This is a genomic window from Campylobacter showae (assembly GCF_900699785.1).
Classification (GTDB): Bacteria; Campylobacterota; Campylobacteria; order Campylobacterales; family Campylobacteraceae; genus Campylobacter_A; species Campylobacter_A showae_D.
Genome location: NZ_LR535679.1, coordinates 1962143 through 1982728, shown reverse-complemented (window position 1 = coordinate 1982728; position 20586 = coordinate 1962143). Strand labels below are relative to the sequence as shown.

The window sequence follows — 20586 nt, the reverse complement described above, 5'->3', positions numbered from 1 at the left end:
TATTTCCTTAGGCTTTTAGATCAAGTCCTATTTTACCTAGTTTTCTTAAAAGCTCCATTATATCCGCCCCCTTTTCCTGTTCGGCTTTTAGGAAATTCTCGAAAAATTCGCGCTTTATATCCTTATAAACATAGGTTTGGCTTTTGCTAGTGGCTTGGATAGGTTTAAATTTATTCTCTTCGGGCGTTTCTTTGGGAGCTTGATCGCTTGCTGCACCCTCTTTTAGAGCCATGTTTTGTAGCACGTCTGCGATACTCTCGCCTTTTTTAAATGCATCTTTTAAGAAATTTAAAAACTCTTTTTTAGTTGCTTCATCTGCGTAGCTTACCTGCTTTACCATCTCTTGTCCCCAAAAGACCGCAGGCCGTTTTCCTGATATCCGGTCAAAATTTAGCTTGCCGTCTTTGAGTGAGATTTTGACCTTTGTGTTCTCTCCTAGTATCTTTTCGGCGGCAACCTCAAGCCATTTATCTTTAAATTTTTCCAAATCCATATCGGAGTCTAGTAGGTTTGTCATATCGACCGCCATTTTAAGTCCGGTACCCTTCGTATGACCAACGCCAAAGCTTCCTAGATCCACATTAAACACACCCATAAATCCATCTACGCTAAAAACATCGTTTTCCATGTTTGAATTGTTTTGCAAGACCTTCGTGCTATCTATAAATTTCTTTAGCTCTGCGACCTCGCCCTTACTAATGCTTGAGTCAAGCCCGTTTATCTTGCCCCAAATGCTGATTTTATCATCTTCCGTATAGCCGCTTAGCGAATACGCCTTACGCGCAACCACGGGATCATAAGGTTTATATACCGGTTTTTTAAAGCCCATTTTTATAGCAAGAAGCCTATTTTGCTGCTTGTCGTTTAGTTTTGAAAACTCCACATTTTGCGCCCAAACGGCAAGCTCGTTTTCGTCCAGTTCGTCAGGATCGAGAGCATAATAATCGATCGGTTCGGTCAAATTTGATCGAGACGGCGCCGAATTTGAGGTTAAATTTATAGCCTCTTTTTCCTCATGCGGTTTTAAATTTCGCTCGTGAGCGCTACTAAAATCATAATTTACGTTTGCGTTAAATCCGTTTACGCCGCTTATCATATTAACCCTTTATGCTTTTACGTCAAATTTGCCTAGTTTTGCTAGTTGATTTAAAATTTCAGTTATATCCGTTCCTTTTTCGCGTTCGGCTTTCAGGAAATTTTCAAAGAATTCTCGCCTGATGTCTTTATCTACGTATGTTTTGCTTTTACTAGTGGCTTGGATGGGTTTAAATTTAACTTCTCTATTTTGCTTGGCTAAATTTGCGTTATATTCCTCGAGTTCTTTGCGCATTTGCTCGTTCATCTCTTTGCGTGCCTTCATAGTTTTTTCGACGTCCTGCGCATAGAGTCTTTTAAATTCCTCTATGCTGATGTCGGCGCGATCCATAAGCCTAGAGCCTTCCACACTACTTGCAGCACTTTTACCGAGCGAATCTCTGAACGCCTTTAATTCCTCTTGCTCTTCTTTGGTTCCAAATCCTAAAATTTTACCCCAGATAGTGGGTTTACCGTCTCTGGAGTTATCCATCAGCATCCACATATAGGTTTGCAGATTGGCGTCGATGACGTCTTCTTTGCTCTCAGGCTCTTTTTGTCCTATACCGCGCAGCTCTTCGGTCGTATACTTTTTGGATAATATGCCGTCTATCTTATCAATCGTCTTTGTTATCCAGTTTTCGTCGCTTTCGTCTATCTCGATAGCATCTTTTACGATTTCTATGATGGTTTTACTTCTGTATTCTTGCAGTTCTTTTTGGATTTCTTCTTTGCTTTTCGGAGCTTGCGTTTGCTCGTTCGCCAGGTTCGTCTTAGCGGTTTTATCTGCAGGAGTTAAATTTGACTTAAAATTTGACGTAGAAATATTTAAATTTGAGCCATTTATCATTTTAATCCTTTAAAACGAGTTTTAAGCTATATCGGCAAATTTGAGAAAAAATTTAGGGTAAAGATAAGAAAGGCTATCAAATTTAGCCACCGTTTCGAGAGCTAAATTTGATCCAAATTTGACGGATTGCTAATTTTTAACAAAACAATTAGCGGAAGTATTTTAAGATGTATTTAAATGCTGCGACGAAAATTTAGCCCAAGACTAGGTATGTAGTCTGTCGCAGGGCAAAATTTTCTAGCTTATTTAAGGACGCTTAAAAGACGCCGCACAAAATTTACTTTTCGCTGGGCTTTCTCGTCGCCAGATCGCATTTAGCGCCGCGGGTAATCATCAAGGACTGATCGTAAAATAAAATCAGCACCACCGAAACCCCGACGCCAAGCGCTAACGAGACCGTCGTGGTCGTGATCGCGTTATCGAAAAATATGATTAGATATTCGTTTTTCTTAGCGATATCTGGCTCGTTTAGAAACGAAAACAGCGCCAAAATGCCCTTGTACGCGTAGACTCCCGGCACCATCGGCAAAAGCGCGGGAAACGCGATAATCTCGGCCGGCACTTTTAGCCGTTTGGCAAAGAGCATACCTAAAATCCCGCTTAAAAAAGAGACGATGAGAGTGGCGACGCTGATGTTAAAAAATCCCATCTGCATGATCCAAAAGCGGCTAGCGTGCGCAAACGCCGCAAGCAGCGCGCAAAATGCGAGAGTCCTTTTTGGCGGAGAGCTAGCGTAGGCAAAGCCAAGCCCCGCCACCGCGGCAAAAGCGCCGTCTATGAGAGTCGCGGTAAAAAGCTCAAACATGTAAAATCTCCGCATTGCTAAGCGAGAGCGTAATATAGACGCCCACTGCTATGCAAAGTATCAGGATGCCCGTGCTCACGGCTCTGCTGATGCCTACAAGCGTGTTGTCGTTTAGGATATCAAAGACCGAGTTTATGAGAAAAACGCCCGGCATCAAAAATAGTATCGACGAGCCGATCGCGACGTCGCTAGTGTGCGTAAAGCCGTAAAATACGCCAAGATAGGCGATAAAAGAGACCACAAACGAGACCAAAACGTACTGGATTTTTAAATTTACGCCCATTTTAGCAAGCGCAAATCTAAGGCTATACCCCACGAGCGTCGCGAAAAATACGCAAGCCACCGAGCCCGCGTCGCCGCCAAAAAGCCTGCAAAACGCCGCATTTGCAAGGCTTATTAAAATAAGCGAGCTTGCAAATTTATTCGCCCCGATACGCATGACGCCCTCAAACTGCTCTTTGGCCTCGTCCAAGCTCAAATTTTCATCCAAGATCCGCCAACTAAGCGACGAAAGCTCGGAAATACGGTTAAAGCTTACCTGCCCTATTGGGATCTTCTTCACGTAGGTTCGGCGCAGGGAGTTGTCGGCCGAGTCCATGACGCTAATGGTAAAATACTTCACGAAAATCGTCACGCTAACGTCGTATCCGTAGCGCCTAGCCACGCGGTCTACGCACTTTTCGACGCGCGCCGTGTAGGTGCCGGCGCTCACCATCGCCGTCGTGTAGTCAGATAGAAAATCGGTTAAAATTTGGATGTCGGGCTTTGCGCTCATTTTTCGGCGGTTTTAAATTTGATAAAAAACAAAGCAAGCTGCGCAAACAGCATCAGTTTCATCGTCCACTCGCTAGCCGCGTGCATCTGTGCAAACTCGGCCGTGCGCGTCGCCGCCTCGCCCGCAGCCTGTGCGTCCATGACAAAAGGCGTGAAGTAAAACACAAACGAGAGCGCGAGGGCTAGATTTATCACGCAAAGCATACCCATGCTAAATTTAGCGGCGAATTTGACGCTGTATCTAAACGAGGCAAGCTCGCAAAGTGCGATCAAGACGCTAACTGCTAGCAAGGCGTAGTTAAATTTAACAAATATCGTAGCCATCAGTTTGCCGCTTTGAAAATGCGTAAGTACGCCGTCGCCAAGAATGCTCTGCGGATAAAAAATCGTGGGCGCCACTAGTACGCCCAGAGCTAGCTCCGTGCCGATGAGCGCGCCAAGAAGCAAAAAATAAACGCTTTTCATAATTTTCCTTTTTTTGATTTACCGCACCCATTTTAGGGTTATAGCATTTAAAATTCGCTAAATTTGAGTTAGAAGGACGGAAATTTGCAAGCCCAAATTTGACGCAAGCTAGGTCAAATTTGGTTTTTCGCCAGAGCCCAAACCGCGTAAATTTAAAAATTCGCAAATATATTTTTAGCGACGAATCCGCGGTCAAATCCGGCTAAATCCTTGTAAAACTCCGCCTCGAAGCCGTTAAATTTAAGCGCGTTTTGCATGCTTTCTTTTTGGTCATAGCCCATCTCGCAGGCTAGGTATTTCACGCCGCAATTTCGCGCGAGAAGCACGATATTTTTTAAAATTTCATCACCTTTTGCGCCACCAAACAGCGCCTCGTGCGGCTCGTTTAGTACGAATTTATCAAGCCTGTAGTCCCGCGCGATATATGGCGGATTTGAAACTAGCAGGTCAAACCGTCCGTAAATTTCGTCCAGATACGCGCATTTTACGAACTCTATTTTGTCCTCTACGCCAAATTTCGCGGCATTCTCGCGAGCCAAATTTAACGCATCGTCGCTGATATCGGAGGCTATGACTTTAGCGTTTGAGTTTAGCGCGAGGCAGATGCTGATTATCCCGCTTCCCGTACCTATCTCGGCAACTAGCGGCGGGCCATTTCGCGCGGGCAAATTTGATAAAATTTCAAGAGATTTTTCGACTAAAATTTCAGTCTCGGGGCGCGGGATCAAGACGCCCTTTTTTACGTTAAAGCTAAGCCCATAAAAGCCCGCCTCACCCGTGATATACTCTAGCGGCTCGTGATTTGCGAAGCGCTTTGCCAGCGCAAAATATCCGTCCGCTTCATCAAGCTCGCGGGTTAAATTTAAAAATATCCACTCGATTTTTACGCCAAGATGCCGCATCAAAAGTGCCTTGGCTACGCGCGCGGGATTTGCGCCGTTTATCTCGCACGCTGGAGCTATCTGCGAGGCGGCGGCTTTTAGCGCGTCATTTACCGTCATTTTCCAGCTCGTTTATACGCTCAAAGAGACTTGGGTGCGAGTGATAGAAAAAGGCGTAGAGCGGATGAGCCTTCGGGAAAGCCTTATTTTCGGAGCCTAGCTTTTTTAGCGCGCTTATCATATCGGCTTTGTTTGAAACCTCGCCTGAGAATTTATCGGCGCCAAATTCGTTTGCACGGCTAAAATACGAGCTAATAGGCGAAAATAAAAACCCGAAAATCGGCGAAAAAAGCAGTAAAAACACGATCACTCCGCCGCCTGCCGGACTGAGCCCTAGCGCGTCGTACGCCGCGTCGGGGATGTTGCCGAATATAAAAAATATCACAAAAAGCATAACCGCGCTTAGAGCGATCATTTTTAGGATATCTTTGTGCTTAAAGTGCCCCAGCTCATGGCCTAAAACGGCGATTATCTCCTCTATGCTTAGTTTTTTAACGAGCGTGTCGAAAAGTACCACGCGCTTAGTCGCGCCAAGGCCGCCGAAATAGGCATTTAGGCGGTTGTCGCGCTTGCTGGCGTCTATCGTAAAAACGCCGCTACTTTTAAACCCGCACCGCGCTAAAAGCCCTTCTATACGGCTTTTTAGCTCGCCCTCTTCTAGCGGCTGCATTTTGTTAAAGATAGGCGCGATGAACGTCGGATAGATGAGATTTATAACAAGCGCGACCGAGAAGCTCAGCAAAAACGCCCAAAACCACCAAAAATCGCCCAAAAATCTAATGCAAAGCAGCACCAGCCACACAAACAGCGTACCGAAAACCAGCGTTAGCGCGAGCGTTTTAAGTAGATCAAGCGCGAAAATTTTGGGCGTTACGTTTGAAAAGCCGAGCCTTTTATCTTTGACGAAGGTTTCGTAGATATTTAGCGGTAGCTCCAGCAGCGACGAGATGATCAAAAAGCCCATCACAAAGATGATATGATCTCTCAGCTCTCCCGTTTTATAGGCGCTTTCATACATCTCGCCAAGCCCCCAGCACGCCCACATCATAAATATCGCGGCGTGATAAAACAGGCTAGCTATCTCAAATTTTTGATTAGTTATCGCTGCGGCGGCGGCGGTTTCATACTCCCCCTGCTCTAGCACGACGGCCGGCTTTTTAGCCTCCGAGCGGATAAAGTTTATCTGTAAAATCGCCAAAATCGCCTTTGTGGCAACGTAAAAAAAGTAAATACCAAGCAAAAAATAAAACATATCTTCCCTTAAATTTTATAAAGACTAAAGCAGCCGTAGTCGGTGCGCACGGCCAAAAACTCCTCGCCGTTTATGCGCTCAAATTTCGCCTCGCAGCGCTTCACGACGTGCGAGAGCTCAAAGCTAAGCTGCAAGCTTCCGTTTTTTAGATCGATGATGCGACCCTTGTCGTAGCTAATTAGCGCTATCCGCGAACCGTCCGCACTAACGCAAAACTCGTCCGCCTCGCCGCATTCGCCTCGAAGCCATGCAGGATCAAGCTGCTCGCCGCTTGCGGCATCAAGGCAAACTAGCTTGCCTGCGTAGCGCTCCATGCCCAGCACCGAGCCGTCCGCTAAAAAGCAAATTTTATCAAAAATGCCGAAGTCGCCCCTGATCTCGTTTAAAATTTCTCCATTTATCGTGTTTAAAATTTTAATCTCGTTTTGCTTGCAGTGAAGCGCTAGCCGCGCGCCGTCATCGCTAATCGCGGCGCAAAGGATCGGCGTATAGCTTTTCATTTCGGATTTGTATTCAGCAAGTGGCAAAATCTCGCCGCCTCGAAAAGTAAAAATTTGACCGAACATCGCAAACGCCGCCGTATCTTTTGCCGCGCAAACGAAACTCGTAAATTCTTTGCTATTTTTAAAGCTCAACCATTGAGAGAGATCGCTAAATTCACCGCTTGCCGGGTCAAATTTAAAGATAAAATGATCCAGATCCAAAAGCAAAACCTCGCCCGCGCGCTCAGCCTGCCACGCAAGCGGCTTTGGCAGGACGATCTGCTGCTTTACGGCGCCGCTTGCGTCCAGCCTGATGAGAAAATCGTCCAGCACGCCGCCCTCTTTGTAGCCGCCGCATTTATAGACAAAAAGCTCACCGCCCGCGCCAGCAAATGCTAGCGCGCCCGTGTATCCGCCGCCGATATAGACGTGCAAGTTCGCCTCTCCCGCTTTGGCGCCGATGTTTTGCAGGACGTAGCCTTTTTTCAGGCTCTCCCACTCCTTTTTCACGCAGGCTTTTTGCGCCTCGTCTATGCTTTCAAGCTCCTTTTGCGTCTGCCTAGTTTTGCCGTTTTTGACGCTCTCGCTGAGTAAAATTTGACCCTCTACGCGCAAATTTAGGCGGTCGCCGTTAGCTAAATTTACGAGATTTGCCATCAAATTTACTTTAAAAAATTATCGTAAAACGAGCTGATAAAAAGCACCAATATGATAAACGGCACGACGAATTTGATATACCAAAACCAGATATTTACGAGTTTTGCGTATTTTTCGCTGCCTTGCGTTATCTCGCGTTTGGCTTCGTCTTTTAGCACCCAGCCGACAAATATCGCGCATCCCAGCGAAGTCAGCACGAAAAATATCGTTGCGCTGATGGCGTCGTATGCGTCAAAGATATTTTTACCGAAAATTTTAACGTCCGCAAGCAGGTTCGTAGCCATCAAGGACGGCAAATTTCCAAATATAAATATCGTGCCAAGCACCAGCAAGATCGCGCTTTTGCGTTTTATCTTAAATTTTTCCTGAAGCGTCGTGATGATGACCTCGTAGATCGGTAGCGAGGTCGTGAGCGCGGCGATCATCAGCAGCGCAAAAAAAGCCACCGCGAAAAATCCGCCAAAAGGCATATGCGAAAAAACGATCGGCAGGCTCTTAAACACGAGGCTTGGGCCACTATCGGGCGATACGCCGTAGCTAAAGAGCGACGGAAATATCATAAAGCCCGCAAGCACGGCGATGAGGGTGTTTAGAATGCCCGTGATGATCGAGATTTTAACCAGCCCTTCGTCCTTTTTAACAAAGCTTGAAAGCGTAATCATCACGCCAAAACCAAGCGAAAGCGCGAAAAATACCTGCCCCAAAACCTCGACGAAAAGCTTTAAATTTATCTTTGAAAAATCGGGCGTGAGGTAAAATTTGACCCCCTGCGCCACGCCATCTAAGGTTAAGTTTTTTACGATCATCACGATCATGAGCACGAAAAGCAGCGGCATGAGGTACTTCGCCGAGCGCTCGATACCACCGACCGCGCCCTGCACCAAGATCGCGTAGTTTACGAGTACGAACACGAGCGTGGCAAAGCTGATAGCCAGCGGATCGCTCACGATATTTTGCTCGTAAAACGCGCTGGTGGCCTCAAAACTCAGCACTTGCGAGAGATCGAGCAAGCCAAATGCGATCTGCGCGATGTAGTTTAGCACCCAGCCGCCGATAACCATGTAGTAGGCCATGATGCCAAAGGCGCCAAGCAAGCCCATCCAGCCAACGATTTTCCACGCTGGGCTGATATTTTTACCGCCGAATGCGTCCACGGCGTTGCATTTTAGGCGTCTGCCGATCGCGTTTTCGGCTAAAATCATCGGTATGCCGATCACGATCATCGCGATACAAAACACGAGCACGTAGGCTCCGCCGCCGTTTTGCCCGACTAGATACGGGAAGCGCCATGTCGCGCCAAAACCGACCGTAGCTCCTGCAACGGCTAAAATGTATGTGAGCTTTGAACTCCACGATTTTCTATCCATCTGTATACCTTTACGAAAAAGAGAGATTATATAAAAATTTTATTTAAAGTTTTTAGAACCATCTTTGAAATTTAAAACAAATCTGGATTAAAATCGGTAAATATTATTAGAAAAAGGCTACTGGGCATAAATTTAAAGGCGTAAATTTATGCAAATTTACGCCGAATTATTATTTTCTAACAACGTGTAAGAACTGCATGTGTTTGCGGTATTGCTCGATGACGTCGTTTATCAGCGTGGCCTCGCTCCAACCAAGCACGTCATAGTCTTGACCGCCCTCTTTTAGATATACCTCGGCTCTGTAATAAAGATCGTCGCCCTCAAGCTCTCTAGTGTAGTCCGGGCTCTGGCTTTTGGTGAGATATACGCCGTATCTAAAGTCCATCTCGTCGCCAAGTCCGACGTTTAAATTTACGAAATTTTCAGCTTTTGTTACATTTGCCTCAAGTCCGTTTTTGGCAAATTCCTCTTTTAGCTCGTTAAAGGCTTTTAGCACGACTTCGTTTATAAATTTACTGCCGTCTTTTTTGCTAGATAGCGTGATGATCGCGCTTAGTCGCTCTTGCCAAGGCTTTGAAAGATCGCTAAGAGGCATATTGTTAAAGTTATTTGTCTCTTTTTTGGTCACATCGACGCGTAAGGCTTTAAATAGCCCGTAAATGGCGCCAAGTAGCACGATAGCAAACGGCAACGCCGTAGTTATCGTAAGTGCTTGAAGCGAGCCAAGACCGCCGGCTAGCATCAAAAATGCCGCCACGACGCCCACTGTAACGCCCCAAAAGACCTTTTGCCAAACCGGCGTATCGTCCTTGCCGTTTGAGCAAAGCATGTTCATCACGATCGCCGCTGAGTCGGCCGAAGTGACGAAAAATATGACGATCATAAAGACTGCGATCGTGCTTAGCACGCCTGAAAAGCTAAATTTTTCTAAAAACATAAAGAGCGCCGAAGCCGAGTCGGAATTTACGGTCGTCGCAAGCTCGCTAAATCCACTTTGCACAAGCGCAATCGCCGAGTTGCCAAAAAAGCTCATCCAAGCAAATGTAAAGCCGGTTGGCACGAAAAGCACGCCGATCACAAATTCTCTTATCGTCCTACCCTTTGAAATTTTGGCGATAAACAGCCCCACAAACGGCGACCAAGATAGCCACCAAGCCCAGTATAGCAGCGTCCAACCGCCAAGCCAGCTCTCATTTTGTCTCTCGTAGGCGTAGAGATTAAAGGTGTTTGAGATCAGAGTCGAGACGTAGTCGCCGCTGTTTTGCAAAAACGACTTTAAAAGCTGCGTCGTGTCGCCCAAAAATAGTATCAAAAACATAAAACATATAGCTAGCGCGATGTTTGCGTTTGATAAGATTTTTATCCCCTTATCCACGCCGCTTGCCGCTGAGACGGTCGCTGCAAAACAAAGCACGATAAGAAGCGTGATATGCATGGTCGGCAGGGCAAAAACGTGCGTAAGGCCGGCATTTACCTGAAGTACGCCGTATCCCAGCGAGGTCGCTACGCCAAAAAGCGTCGCCACGACGGCAAATGTGTCGATAGCGTTGCCGATCTTGCCATAAATTTTATCGCCGATTATCGGATAAAACGCCGATCTAAGCGTGAGCGGCAAGCCGTGTCTGTACGAGAAAAAGGCAAGGATTAGCGCCACGATAGCATAAACCGACCATGCGCCCATGCCCCAGTGAAAGAAGGTGATGTTCATCGCAAGCTTTTGCGCTGCGATAGTTTGTGCGTCGCCGAGCGGCGGGTTTAGATAGTGCATGAGCGGCTCGGCCACGCCAAAAAACACAAGCCCGATGCCCATGCCGGCGGCAAAAAGCATAGAAAACCACGAGATATTTTTGTGCTCCGGCTTTACATGATCGGCTCCTAGTTTGATCTCGCCAAGCTTGCTAAAGCCAAGGATAATGATGCTTAGAAGTATGACGGCGACGGCCAGGATGTAAAACCAGCCGAATTTGGCCGCGATGTAGTTTTGCATACCTTTAAAAAACTCATTTGAGAAATTTGGAAATATCGCTGCAAATGCTGTTATTAAAAATATGACGACAAGCGATGGGATAAATACCGAATTGTTAAATTTTGACTTTTGAAATTTGATCATTTTTCTCCTTTTTGTAAATTTCAGCTTCCTTTCAAAATAACAAAAAAGAGTAAATGGGTCAAATTTGCCCCTTAAATTTTGGGCCAAATTTAAAGAACAAAGCACCTAAAAAAGCGCTTTGAAAAATTTACGTTAAATTTATCCGTAATTCCTCTTTGCGCCTCTAGCTTTTGAAACGCCAAAGATGATCGCGAGAATAAAAACGATACCAAATGTGATATAAAGTATGACGGTCGGCTTCTCTACCTCGATGCGAGATAGCGCCGTCTCCTCGCCGCTAGCAGGCACTAGCGCGCCGGTTTTTATAAGCTCATAAATATCTTTTGCCTCCAGCTTTTTACCCTGAAAGCGAGGCGGCCTGGTTAAAATTTCAACCGCTCTAAGGTCTGCTATCTCGTAAACGCCCTCCTTCATATAAAACCTGTCGTAGTAGCTACCGACAAAATAGCTCTTGTTATTATCCGCAAAGACTGCGCCGTACTCGCCGCCGTTTACGTCGCCGATCTTGCGAAGCTCGCTTTTGCTGGCTAGCCTATAAAGCCCTACCAAACGCGCGCTAACTTGCCTACCGTGTCTAGAACGCGTCCACTCTTCGCTATTTTGCAAGAAATAAAGGCTTTCATCGTCGGCAAATAGATCGGAGTAAAATCTGTAAATTTCGCCTTTGGGCTTAAAATTTGAGATCTTTTCAAGCGCCGGTTTACTCTTATCCCAAAAGTAAACCCCGTCTTTGCCCGCAAAAATAGGCCAAAAGATATATGAGTCGCCCTCGTTATAAATAGGCGTAAAAGGCATCGCCTGCTCGCTAAATTTATGCCCGTTTGCAAAGACAGCTCCGCTCTCTGGCTCAAAAAGATAGTGCGTATCTCGGTAAAGATCGGTCGCTATCTCCTGCATCTCGTCCGTGTAGCTCACGTCAAGCTTCACCCCGTCCAAAAATACGCTTTTGCCGTCTGTGAAATAGTCCGTTTTTTGCTCTTTTGTAGTTTTTATAAATTTTAACCCGCTAGCGTTTGCGTCTAGCTTTTCGCCCTTATAATAAAGTGCGTTGCCGTCTTTTGCAAAGCCCATGTCAAAAATAGGCTCTAAATTTACGCTATCAATGCGTACGTTTTTATAAAAATAAGAGCTGTCCTCGTAGCTTTTTATAAAAAGATTAGCAACGCTTTTCATAACGGCGACAAACTCGTTAAATCCTGGCTTTTTCTCGCTTTTTGCGCTGCAAAAGTAGCTTATCTTGCCATCGGTTAGATAGCCGTTGCCAAGCAGGCGAGCGTTTTTAGGATCGAGCCCTTGCAAGATCTTTGTCGAGCAGTAGACGTTGTTTTTATCGGCGCCAACGTTTGAGTAGTAGTAAAGATGGGGTAAATTTAAGACGCGAAAGCTATCTTTATCCGCGCCCTTTAGCAAATACCTACCACTATGCGCGATCTCAGCGTAAATTTCACCCTCAGGCGAGCGGTAAAAGCCACTCCCGTCGATATTTTCAAATTTGTTTTGACTCTGTGCTACGCAGTAGAAAAAAATAAGTATCAAGTATGGCGCTACAAAAGCCGCGCCGAGTAATATCACCCACCTTTTCTTACTCATTTTCATAAAATTTCTTATAACCTTTCCTTGGCCTTTTTATAAGAGCTCCAAACCGAAAAAGCAAAGCCAAAAACTATCAAAAATATCAAAAACCATAAAATTTTATAGCTCTTGTTGTGCTCGCTAACTGCCTCCGCTACAAGCTTGCCGCATGCCCGCACCATAGCGCCGATACAATAGGTCTTATCGCCGTTTGCATAAACATCGCCGTATGAGCCGTTTGACGCGAAGTCCATCGACGGGCAAAACTGACTTTAAACAAAAAAGGCGTTACATCTTGAGATGATTTTTGAAGTCGCGACGTAAAAATAAAACGAAACGGACCGATCGTCCGTGAGTATTTTTTTACTAGCCCTTCAAAAAGCATCCGAAAAATCACTTCATAAAAGCCTTCAAATTTCGCACGCCAAACTCGCGGCAAAGAATTTTTGAGCAAATTTAAATGTTTTTATCAAATTTAGTCCCAAGATAGGACGCAAAGTCCATCGACGGACAGAAACAAATTTAAATACAAGGCGTTATATCTTGAGATGATTTTTGAAGTCGCGACGTAAAAATAAAACGGAGCGGACTGGTTGTCCGTGAGTATTTATTTTTACTAGCCCTTCAAAAAGCGTCCAAGAGATAACGCCGCAATTTATTTAAGAGCTTCGAGCCTAACTGCGACCGAACGCTTATGCGCCCCAAGCCCCTCGGCATCGGCTAGCTTCATGCATGCGTTTCCTAGCTCGCTTATGCCTTTTGCGTTTAGCGAGATGAGCGAGGTGCGCTTCATAAAATTTTCAACTCCGAGCGGCGAGTAAAATCTCGCGCTACCGCCCGTAGGTAGCGTATGGTTCGGCCCGGCTAGATAGTCGCCCATCGCTTCAGGCGTAAAATGTCCGATAAATATCGCGCCTGCGTGCCTGATCTGCCTAGCCAGCTCCATCGCGTCGTTTGTCGCGATCTCTAAATGCTCGGGCGCTAGCTCGTTAGCCAGCCTCACGCACTCATCAAGGTCGCTAGCTACGATGATAGCGCCCTTTTTATCGATACTAACCTGCGCGATGGGCTGCCTAGCTAGAGTCTTGATCTCCTCGTTGATATGCCTTTGCACCGCCGCGCCGAAGGCTTGATTTGGCGTGATGAGCACGGCGCTAGCCATCTCATCGTGCTCGGCCTGCGAGAGCAGATCCACGGCGATGTGGCGAGGGTCGGCGCTCTCGTCGGCGATGACGCAGATCTCGCTAGGGCCCGCGATCATATCGATATTTACCTCGCCGTAGACGAGCTTTTTAGCCGTCGCGACATATATATTACCGGGGCCCGTGATGACGTCTGTTTTTTTGATAGTTTGCGTGCCGTAGGCCATCGCCGCTACCGCCGAGGCGCCGCCTACTTTATAGGCCTCCTCGATGCCGCAGACATGCATGGCGGCTAGAAGCAGCGCGTTTACCTTGCCTCCGACGGCAGGCGTGCAGACTGCGATCTCACCAACTCCCGCGACTAGAGCCGGGACGGCGTTCATGAGAAGCGAGCTAGGATAGGCGGCCTTGCCTCCCGGGATATATAGTCCGGCGCGGTCTAGCGGAGTGTACTTGGCGCCTAGTAAAACGCCGTGCTCGTCGTGCTCCATCCAGGTTTTAGGCAGGCTTTTTTCGTGGTAGCTTTTGATACGATCAAAGGCTAAATTTAGCGCGTTTCGCAGGCAGCTATCTATGCCATCATAGGCCTTTTGCATCTCGTCGGTGCTGATTTTTAGGCTATTTGCATCGGGTTTCCAACGGTCAAATTTATCTATCTGCTCAAAAAGCGCCTCGTCGCCTCTAGCGCGCACGTCGTCCAGTATCTGCGAAACGGCGGGCATAACCGCGCTCATATCGCCGTTTGAGCGGTTCACCAAAGTCGCGAAATAGTCCTTAAAATTTTCGTTGCTAGTAAGCAAAAACTTCATCTCGTCTCCTTAAATTTTCTTTCGTATCTTAGTTTTTGACTGATATTTCCGAGCGCGCCGCCTTGATGGATGTATAAAATCTCGTTTTTAAACGTGCCCAGGTTTGCCATCATCGTTAAAAAGCCCACCGGATCGTAAATGAGCTCAAATTCTATCCCCGTTTGCTCGCATACTTCGCGCCAAATTTGATAAAGCTCCGGCTTTAGATCGCCGAAATGATATTTTTTGGGCGGCTGCAAAATGCGCGCCTTCGAGTTTGGCGTCAGCGCCTCGATCTCGCTTTTTAGGTAATCCGCGTCACCCACGCAAGGACAGGTATAGACGTCAAATTTGACATGCTTAGCCAAAAACGCCGCCGACGTGCCGGTACCTGAAGGCAAAAATATATCCACGGTTTTACCCTCCGCCTCCGCCCAGCGCTCTATCTGCCTAGCCTGCGAGATAAAGCCCATCTCCGCCTGCGGCTGCCAAACGCCCTCGTTTATAAAAAGCGAATCGCCGATGAAGCAATCCTGCGCGGCAGGCAAATTTGAGCTTGTTTGATCTGCGGATTTTTCAAAATTCGAGCTTTTATGGCTTATGCATTTGCTGGATTTTACGCCCGCGAGCTCCGTTTGTTCGTCAAATTTGCTCAAATTTAACCCGCCGGAGTCTTTTAAATTTGACCCGTTTTGGCTGCGATTGTCCGTTAAATTTAACGTCTCGCCGCCACAAATCTCGCTCTCTTTTAGCCCGGCAAGCTCATAGGCTAAAGCCCTAGCCCGCGCCCATCTATCTTCATCTACATAGATTTTCATCCCGTTTTCAAGGGCGAATTTAAAATTTCCGATCGGATTTGACGCCAAATTTGAGTTTAAATTTGAAACTACGTAGTGAAGCTCGAGGCCCTTTATCTTTGCAAAAACGCTTAGGCTATACATCGCGTTTGACTGGCTTGAGCCGTAGCTAACGACGCGCTTTATGCCGCCAAGACCGGCATGCAAGAAATACTCTAGCTTTCTAGCCTTGTTGCCGTTAAATTCGCCATCCATCAGGTCGTCGCGAAGTACGTAAAACTCGAGTCCGTTAAATTTAGTCTTTTGAATACTTTTGATTTTGCCGCTCCAAGAGATCTTGCATCTCTTTTATCGACTCTTTGTCCGAGATCGAAAATTTGATCTCGATGCGCCTTGAGGCGTCGGGTTCTTCTTTGCCGTTTTTCATCACCAGATCGCTAAAACTACGCCCGCTAGCGATGAGATAGTGCTCTAGGCGCTTATCCTTGTTCCACGAGTAGATAAAATCCAGCACCGAATACGCGCGCTTTTGCGACAGATCAAGGTTGTACATGTAGCTACCTACAGAGTTCGTATGCCCCTCGATCACGATCCTATCGATGTGTTTTGCGATCTCTTCGTTATTTAAAATCGCTTCGAAATAAGTCTGCAAAATTTCTTTTAGGCGCGCTTTTGCTTCGTCCCTTAGCTCGTACGAGCCCGTGTCAAAAAGTATAGACTCAGGCAATGACACGACGCCCGAGCTAGGATCTATGCTAACCTTGTTTCCGAGCTTGGCGCGTAAATTTGATATGACGTTTGAGCGAAGCGAGCTAATGTCTTTGATCTTGTCTTTTGTTTTATTAAAATCCTCTTCCAGCGCGGCAAATTTTGAGATTTCATCGCCGTATTTTGCGTTTAGCTCGTTTAGCGCCTCGTCTTTTTGTGCTAAAATTTGCCCTAGCTGCACCACTCTATCCTGCAAATCCGCGATAGTTTTGTTTGCGTCGTTTAGATTTATCTCGTAGGTTTGGGTTAGATTAGTGAGTTCGTTTTTCTCTTTTTTGACGCCTTCAAGCATCTCGTTTACTAGCCTGTTTATGTCGGCAAGCTCTTTATTTTCGCTCTTTGCGCGGTCCAAATTTGAAAAAATTTCTTTTATGACGTTTTCTTTGCGAACGAGCTCGCTTTGAGATGAGGCGATTTGCTTTTCGCGTTCGCTCAAGTCTTTTTGCAGTTTTGCTAGATCGCTTTGGCTAAGGACGTATTTTACGACGACGGCGCCGATGATGAGCATAAAAACAAACATCAACCCGGCCATCAGGTCCGCATACGATATCCAAAAGGTCTGGTCGCCGCTTTTGCCCTCGCTACGCGTTTTCATCTAGCATACTCGCCTTTTCGATGGTTTGCAAGACTTCGTTTGCCTCTTTGTCGAGTTCGTCGATGTCTTGCCTTAGTCCTTCAATGAGCGCGCTATTATCCTCGTAAACTTCGCCGGCTTCGGCATCAAAAGCTTTTTTAAACGCCTGCACGCCCTCGATCAAGCTCTCTTTAAAGCCCTCCATCGCGAGCTTTTGTTTTTCTAAGATTTCGCCGCTAAATTTAGAAAGCGACTCGCTAAAAATTTTGATGTTATACTCTAGCTCGCCCACGCTCTTTTCGAGCCTTGCCATGCGCTCGCCGCCCACGTCGTAGAGGCGGTTATACTGCTCGGCAAATTTTAGCTGCATATCTTTGATATTGCCGTTAAATTTATTGATAACGTTTAAAATTTCGGCGTGAACCTTGATCAGATCTTTTTGATCTTTTGAGGATTTTAGTAGCGTATTCATAGTTTGCTTGATGTACTCGCCGCTTAGTTTGACGGCCTCTTCCTCGTTTTTCAAGATATTTGTAAAAGTTTTAAATTTAGCCTCGATAGTCTTATCCAGCTCCTCAAAGAACTCGGCGTTACTAACGTGTTCAAATATCACTCCGATCTTCTCAAAGTGCCTTAAATTCTCTTGCAAATACCTTCTATCAAGCTCCTCTTTCGTCCAGAAAAAGTCGCTCGTAGCGTTTTTTTGTCTTCGCACCAGCGTTTCAAATTTGCTCGTTCCGTATTTTTCAAAAAATATCCACCAAAGAGCCAGAAAAATACCGTAGATAGAGACGTAAAATGCAGTCGCCACACCGCTAAGAAGGGTCGAAATTTCAGCCTCAAGCTCCATCGTATTTGATGAGTTAAACTCCGGCATAGAAACCGCGATACTGATAAACGTTCCTAAGATGCCCAGCATCGGAAAGATGCCCGCACCCACGGAGGCAAAATTTTCGTTACGTAAATTTCTGGTGTAATAGGCGACAAATTCGTCAAATCCGGCGTTTGACTTCGTATCTTTGCCGATAACTAAAAGATGTTTGATGATGTATTCTTTTAGATTTCGCTTAAAATCAGCCCCGCTTTGCTCGAAATAGCAGCAAGCAAGCTCGGCGCTATTTTTAGCAAAGATTAGCGAGATCAGCCAAATAACGCCCATCATAACGACCGTGTGTAGGCCGATCTGGAAATTTATATACCCAAAATACCCAAGAAGCGCGACGAGATATATCGCCGTCGGCAAAAATACGATTTTCGCATAAACGAAAAATGACCGCCTGCTTTTTACTTCAGGCAGCGCCAAATCGGTGAAATTATCGTTTCTCGCTTCTTTTTTGGGTTCCATTATGGGCCTTAATTTCTATTTAAGCAGTTTAAATCTTCAAATGCGGTTAGTAGGCGTTTTACCATCGACTCCTCGCCGCTTCGTAGCCATTTGCGCGGATCGTAGTATTTTTTGTTAGGCTTATCGTCGCCTTCGGGGTTGCCGATTTGACCTTGCAGGTAGGCTCTGTTTTTGAGCTCGTACGCCCTCACGCCGTCCCAAAACGCCCACTGCGTATCCGTGTCGATATTCATTTTTACCACGCCGTAGCTGACGGCGTCTTTGATATCCTTTAGCTCGCTACCGCTACCGCCGTGAAATACGAAATTTACGGGTTTATCAGTTGGGGTTTGAAACTTATCCGCGACGTATGCTTGCGAGTTTTTCAAAATTTCCGGTCGCAACACGACGTTGCCCGGCTTATACACACCGTGAACGTTGCCAAAGCTAGCCGCTATGCTAAATCTATCGCTGATTTTACTTAGTCGCTCGTATGCCTGCGCGACGTCTTCAGGCTGCGTATAAAGAAGCGCGTTATCGACGCCCGTGTTATCCACGCCGTCCTCTTCGCCGCCGGTTACTCCAAGCTCGATCTCTAGGCTGATACCAAGCTCGCTAAGCTCTTTTAGATACTTCTCGCAAGTGCTTAAATTCTCCTCCAAGCTCTCCTCGCTAAGATCAAGCATATGCGAGCTAAAAAGCGGCACGCCGTGAGCTTTTTTGTATTCGCGGCTAAATTTAACCAATTCGTCGATCCACGGCAGTAGCTTTCTAGCCGCGTGATCGGTGTGAAGGATCACCGGCACGCCGTAAGCCTTGGCTAGCAGATGCACGTGCTGCGCGCCCGCTACCGCTCCTAGTACGTCGGCATTACCGCAGGCTTTGCCGGCGTAAAAGCCGGCTCCGCCGTTACTAAACTGGATGATAACGGGTGAGTTAGCCGTCTTCGCCGCCTCTAAAACAGCATTTACCGAGTCGCTTCCGACCACGTTTACCGCAGGTATGGCAAAACCATGTTCCTTTGCGTATTTATATAGCCTAGTTACGTCATCGCCGCTTAAAACGCCGGCTTTTACTACGTCTAAAACACCCATTTTACCGACCTTATTTATATTCTACTTTAGCTTTAGCGCGAAGCTCGTCGCCTCTTTTTTTGATGTCGTTTCTAAATTTCTCCATCTTTATGCTACCTTCGATCTGAGGTTTTACCTCGTTTAGGCTAACCGTACCGGCAGCCCTACTATCCTCTTTTAGGATTACGTGGTAGCCGAAATTCGATTTAACAGGTTTTTGAGTTACTTCGCCTTTTTTAAGAGCAAATGCAGCGTCTGCGAAAGGTTTTACCATTTGAGACTGCTCGAACCATCCTAGCTCGCCGCCGTTTGCCGCAGAGCCTTGGTCTATCGATTTAGATTTTGCTAACTCTTCGAATTTTTTAACTAGCTCGTCGCCTTTTAGTCCTTTTAGCGCGGCTATTACGTCGTTTGCGTCTTTTTCGGCAGCTACTAGGATATGTTTAGCTTTTGCGCGCGCAGGCATTGCAAATTCGGCTTTATTTTTATTGTAAAAGTCGCTGATTTCGCCTTCGCTCACTTTGATATTATCGAAAATTCTCTTCATCCAAAGATCAAGCGCGAGGTTGTTTTTTAGCTCTTCAAGTGCGGCTTTGTATTCGTCGCTCTTATCTAGCCCGCTCTTTTTAGCCTCGTCTAGAAGTAGTTTTCTGTTGATAGTTTCGTCGATCACTTTTTTTTGAGTGTCTTTAGGTAGTTGCTCCAAAGTAACGCCAGGCATAGCAGCAAGCGTGAAAGCCACGTCTTTATCGGTTATGGCAGTTCCGTTTACGGTGGCGTATTCCGCCGCGTTTAGGCTTAGAGCCGCAGCCAAACTAAGAGATGCGAATAAAATTTTATTCATCTTTGTTCCTTAAATTTAGATTTTTGCGAGGGTGATTATAGCAGGAAAGTCATTAAATATAAGTTATAATTCATCGAAAATTTAAATAAAAACGGCTAAAATCGGCGCTATGAGAACGAAAAAAGATATAAACGCTATCAAAAATTTATTTTTAGAAAATTTCAAAGACGCAGGCAGCGAGCTTAAATTTCAGAGCCTCTACGAGCTGCTCGTTTGCGTGATGTTAAGCGCGCAGTGCACCGATAAGCGCGTAAATTTGATAACGCCCTCGCTTTTTGAGGCATACCCGGACGTCGCGAGCCTAGCGCAGGCAAATCTAGCTAGCGTAAAGGCACTCATAAATTCCTGTAGCTTTTTTAACAACAAGGCCGAAAATTTGATCAAAATGGCAAAGAGCGTGATGAGCGAATTTGACGGTGAGATACCGACAACCGAAAAAGAGCTGATGAGCCTAGCGGGCGTGGGCCAAAAGACCGCTCACGTCGTGCTGATCGAGCATTTTGGATCAAATTTGATGGCGGTGGACACGCACGTTTTTCGCGTGGCGCATAGACTTGGTCTAAGTAGAGGCAAGACGCCCGAAGCCGTCGAGCTTGACCTAACCAAAGCCTTTAAAACACAGCTAAATACGCTTCATCAAGCGATGGTGCTTTTTGGCCGCTACACCTGTAAGGCGATCAAGCCAAACTGCAAAGAGTGCTTTTTAAACGAGCTGTGCAGCAGCAAGGATAAGAATTTTCCGTAAAATTTTAACTCAAGAACGCGGGCTTAAATTTAGAGCTGAAATTTGGAAAAATTGGATTTCTAACGCTTGACGGATGAGTTTGCGGCTGTGTTTTAAAAAATCGCTGCAAATTTAAATCAAATTTGGATGTAAGAAGCTAAGACGAAATATTTTTGTTCTAGACGAGGCGGATTTAAATTTAA

General features: G+C 46.1%; 19 protein-coding genes. 1 reads left to right on the top strand and 18 read right to left on the bottom strand.

The window, feature by feature from the left end:
- Positions 1–7 precede the first annotated feature (7 nt).
- From E4V70_RS09730 to E4V70_RS09645, 18 genes are all read right to left on the bottom strand, one after another.
- Positions 8–1096 carry a hypothetical protein gene (locus tag E4V70_RS09730; RefSeq protein WP_122863585.1) on the bottom strand — a complete coding sequence of 363 codons (1089 nt, stop codon included), beginning with the start codon at positions 1094–1096 and terminating at the stop codon, positions 8–10.
- A gap of 9 nt (positions 1097–1105) precedes the next feature.
- On the bottom strand, positions 1106–1924 hold the full coding sequence (locus E4V70_RS09725; RefSeq protein ID WP_122863584.1) for a cell surface protein: 819 nt from the start codon (positions 1922–1924) through the stop codon (positions 1106–1108).
- 277 nt (positions 1925–2201) lie between these two features.
- Positions 2202–2729: a threonine/serine exporter family protein gene (locus E4V70_RS09720; RefSeq protein ID WP_122863583.1), complete on the bottom strand. Its 528-nt coding sequence runs from the start codon at positions 2727–2729 to the stop codon at positions 2202–2204.
- Positions 2722–3504, bottom strand: coding sequence for a threonine/serine exporter family protein (locus E4V70_RS09715; protein WP_122863582.1), 783 nt, complete (start codon positions 3502–3504; stop codon positions 2722–2724). The genes E4V70_RS09720 and E4V70_RS09715 overlap by 8 nt, the downstream gene beginning before the upstream one ends.
- Positions 3501–3968, bottom strand: coding sequence for a DUF4149 domain-containing protein (locus E4V70_RS09710; protein ID WP_122863581.1), 468 nt, complete (start codon positions 3966–3968; stop codon positions 3501–3503). Before E4V70_RS09710 ends, E4V70_RS09715 begins: the two co-directional genes overlap by 4 nt.
- 152 nt (positions 3969–4120) lie before the next feature.
- On the bottom strand, positions 4121–4969 hold the full coding sequence (gene prmC, locus E4V70_RS09705; protein ID WP_122863580.1) for a peptide chain release factor N(5)-glutamine methyltransferase: 849 nt from the start codon (positions 4967–4969) through the stop codon (positions 4121–4123).
- Positions 4956–6161, bottom strand: a complete 1206-nt coding sequence (locus tag E4V70_RS09700; protein WP_122863579.1) for a M48 family metallopeptidase — start codon at positions 6159–6161, stop codon at positions 4956–4958. The genes prmC and E4V70_RS09700 overlap by 14 nt, the downstream gene beginning before the upstream one ends.
- Before the next feature lie 8 nt (positions 6162–6169).
- The gene (locus E4V70_RS09695; RefSeq protein WP_122863578.1) at positions 6170–7300 is read right to left on the bottom strand and encodes a WD40 repeat domain-containing protein; all 1131 of its coding nucleotides are present in this window, start codon (positions 7298–7300) and stop codon (positions 6170–6172) included.
- 5 nt (positions 7301–7305) lie between these two features.
- Positions 7306–8667 carry a sodium-dependent transporter gene (locus tag E4V70_RS09690; protein ID WP_122863577.1) on the bottom strand — a complete coding sequence of 454 codons (1362 nt, stop codon included), beginning with the start codon at positions 8665–8667 and terminating at the stop codon, positions 7306–7308.
- A 169-nt stretch (positions 8668–8836) separates the two neighbouring features.
- Complete coding sequence (locus E4V70_RS09685) at positions 8837–10777, bottom strand: BCCT family transporter (RefSeq protein ID WP_122863576.1); 1941 nt, start codon at positions 10775–10777, stop codon at positions 8837–8839.
- A gap of 138 nt (positions 10778–10915) precedes the next feature.
- Entirely contained in the window at positions 10916–12373 is a 1458-nt protein-coding gene (locus E4V70_RS09680) for a DKNYY domain-containing protein (protein ID WP_232037861.1), read from the bottom strand.
- Between the two features lie 8 nt (positions 12374–12381).
- A complete protein-coding gene (locus E4V70_RS09675) occupies positions 12382–12603 on the bottom strand; it encodes a hypothetical protein (protein WP_122863574.1) in 222 nt (73 codons plus the stop codon).
- Positions 12604–13004: 401 nt separating this feature from the next.
- Positions 13005–14300 (bottom strand): histidinol dehydrogenase, encoded by a 1296-nt coding sequence (gene hisD, locus E4V70_RS09670; protein WP_122863573.1) that lies wholly within the window; start codon positions 14298–14300, stop codon positions 13005–13007.
- Positions 14297–15331, bottom strand: a complete 1035-nt coding sequence (locus E4V70_RS09665; RefSeq protein ID WP_122863572.1) for a 1-aminocyclopropane-1-carboxylate deaminase — start codon at positions 15329–15331, stop codon at positions 14297–14299. Before E4V70_RS09665 ends, hisD begins: the two co-directional genes overlap by 4 nt.
- Positions 15332–15371: 40 nt before the next feature.
- Positions 15372–16439, bottom strand: a complete 1068-nt coding sequence (locus E4V70_RS09660) for an OmpA family protein (protein ID WP_122863571.1) — start codon at positions 16437–16439, stop codon at positions 15372–15374.
- A complete protein-coding gene (locus E4V70_RS09655; protein ID WP_122863570.1) occupies positions 16426–17763 on the bottom strand; it encodes a MotA/TolQ/ExbB proton channel family protein in 1338 nt (445 codons plus the stop codon). The genes E4V70_RS09660 and E4V70_RS09655 overlap by 14 nt, the downstream gene beginning before the upstream one ends.
- An 8-nt stretch (positions 17764–17771) precedes the next feature.
- Positions 17772–18836 (bottom strand): class II fructose-bisphosphate aldolase, encoded by a 1065-nt coding sequence (fbaA, locus tag E4V70_RS09650; protein ID WP_122863569.1) that lies wholly within the window; start codon positions 18834–18836, stop codon positions 17772–17774.
- Between the two features lie 10 nt (positions 18837–18846).
- The gene (locus tag E4V70_RS09645; protein WP_122863568.1) at positions 18847–19659 is read right to left on the bottom strand and encodes a peptidylprolyl isomerase; all 813 of its coding nucleotides are present in this window, start codon (positions 19657–19659) and stop codon (positions 18847–18849) included.
- Between the two features lie 109 nt (positions 19660–19768).
- Here E4V70_RS09645 and nth point away from each other — a divergent pair, with 109 nt between their 5' ends.
- Positions 19769–20404, top strand: a complete 636-nt coding sequence (gene nth, locus E4V70_RS09640) for an endonuclease III (protein ID WP_122863567.1) — start codon at positions 19769–19771, stop codon at positions 20402–20404.
- Positions 20405–20586: the final 182 nt, after the last annotated feature.

Coding starts and splice junctions, on each gene's coding strand:
- E4V70_RS09730 (WP_122863585.1), bottom strand. CDS start 1,096: ATGATAAGCGGCGTAAACGGATTTAACGCAAACGTAAATTATGATTTT.
- E4V70_RS09725 (WP_122863584.1), bottom strand. CDS start 1,924: ATGATAAATGGCTCAAATTTAAATATTTCTACGTCAAATTTTAAGTCA.
- E4V70_RS09720 (WP_122863583.1), bottom strand. CDS start 2,729: ATGTTTGAGCTTTTTACCGCGACTCTCATAGACGGCGCTTTTGCCGCG.
- E4V70_RS09715 (WP_122863582.1), bottom strand. CDS start 3,504: ATGAGCGCAAAGCCCGACATCCAAATTTTAACCGATTTTCTATCTGAC.
- E4V70_RS09710 (WP_122863581.1), bottom strand. CDS start 3,968: ATGAAAAGCGTTTATTTTTTGCTTCTTGGCGCGCTCATCGGCACGGAG.
- prmC (WP_122863580.1), bottom strand. CDS start 4,969: ATGACGGTAAATGACGCGCTAAAAGCCGCCGCCTCGCAGATAGCTCCA.
- E4V70_RS09700 (WP_122863579.1), bottom strand. CDS start 6,161: ATGTTTTATTTTTTGCTTGGTATTTACTTTTTTTACGTTGCCACAAAG.
- E4V70_RS09695 (WP_122863578.1), bottom strand. CDS start 7,300: ATGGCAAATCTCGTAAATTTAGCTAACGGCGACCGCCTAAATTTGCGC.
- E4V70_RS09690 (WP_122863577.1), bottom strand. CDS start 8,667: ATGGATAGAAAATCGTGGAGTTCAAAGCTCACATACATTTTAGCCGTT.
- E4V70_RS09685 (WP_122863576.1), bottom strand. CDS start 10,777: ATGATCAAATTTCAAAAGTCAAAATTTAACAATTCGGTATTTATCCCA.
- E4V70_RS09680 (WP_232037861.1), bottom strand. CDS start 12,373: ATGAAAATGAGTAAGAAAAGGTGGGTGATATTACTCGGCGCGGCTTTT.
- E4V70_RS09675 (WP_122863574.1), bottom strand. CDS start 12,603: ATGGACTTCGCGTCAAACGGCTCATACGGCGATGTTTATGCAAACGGC.
- hisD (WP_122863573.1), bottom strand. CDS start 14,300: ATGAAGTTTTTGCTTACTAGCAACGAAAATTTTAAGGACTATTTCGCG.
- E4V70_RS09665 (WP_122863572.1), bottom strand. CDS start 15,331: ATGGATGGCGAATTTAACGGCAACAAGGCTAGAAAGCTAGAGTATTTC.
- E4V70_RS09660 (WP_122863571.1), bottom strand. CDS start 16,439: ATGAAAACGCGTAGCGAGGGCAAAAGCGGCGACCAGACCTTTTGGATA.
- E4V70_RS09655 (WP_122863570.1), bottom strand. CDS start 17,763: ATGGAACCCAAAAAAGAAGCGAGAAACGATAATTTCACCGATTTGGCG.
- fbaA (WP_122863569.1), bottom strand. CDS start 18,836: ATGGGTGTTTTAGACGTAGTAAAAGCCGGCGTTTTAAGCGGCGATGAC.
- E4V70_RS09645 (WP_122863568.1), bottom strand. CDS start 19,659: ATGAATAAAATTTTATTCGCATCTCTTAGTTTGGCTGCGGCTCTAAGC.
- nth (WP_122863567.1), top strand. CDS start 19,769: ATGAGAACGAAAAAAGATATAAACGCTATCAAAAATTTATTTTTAGAA.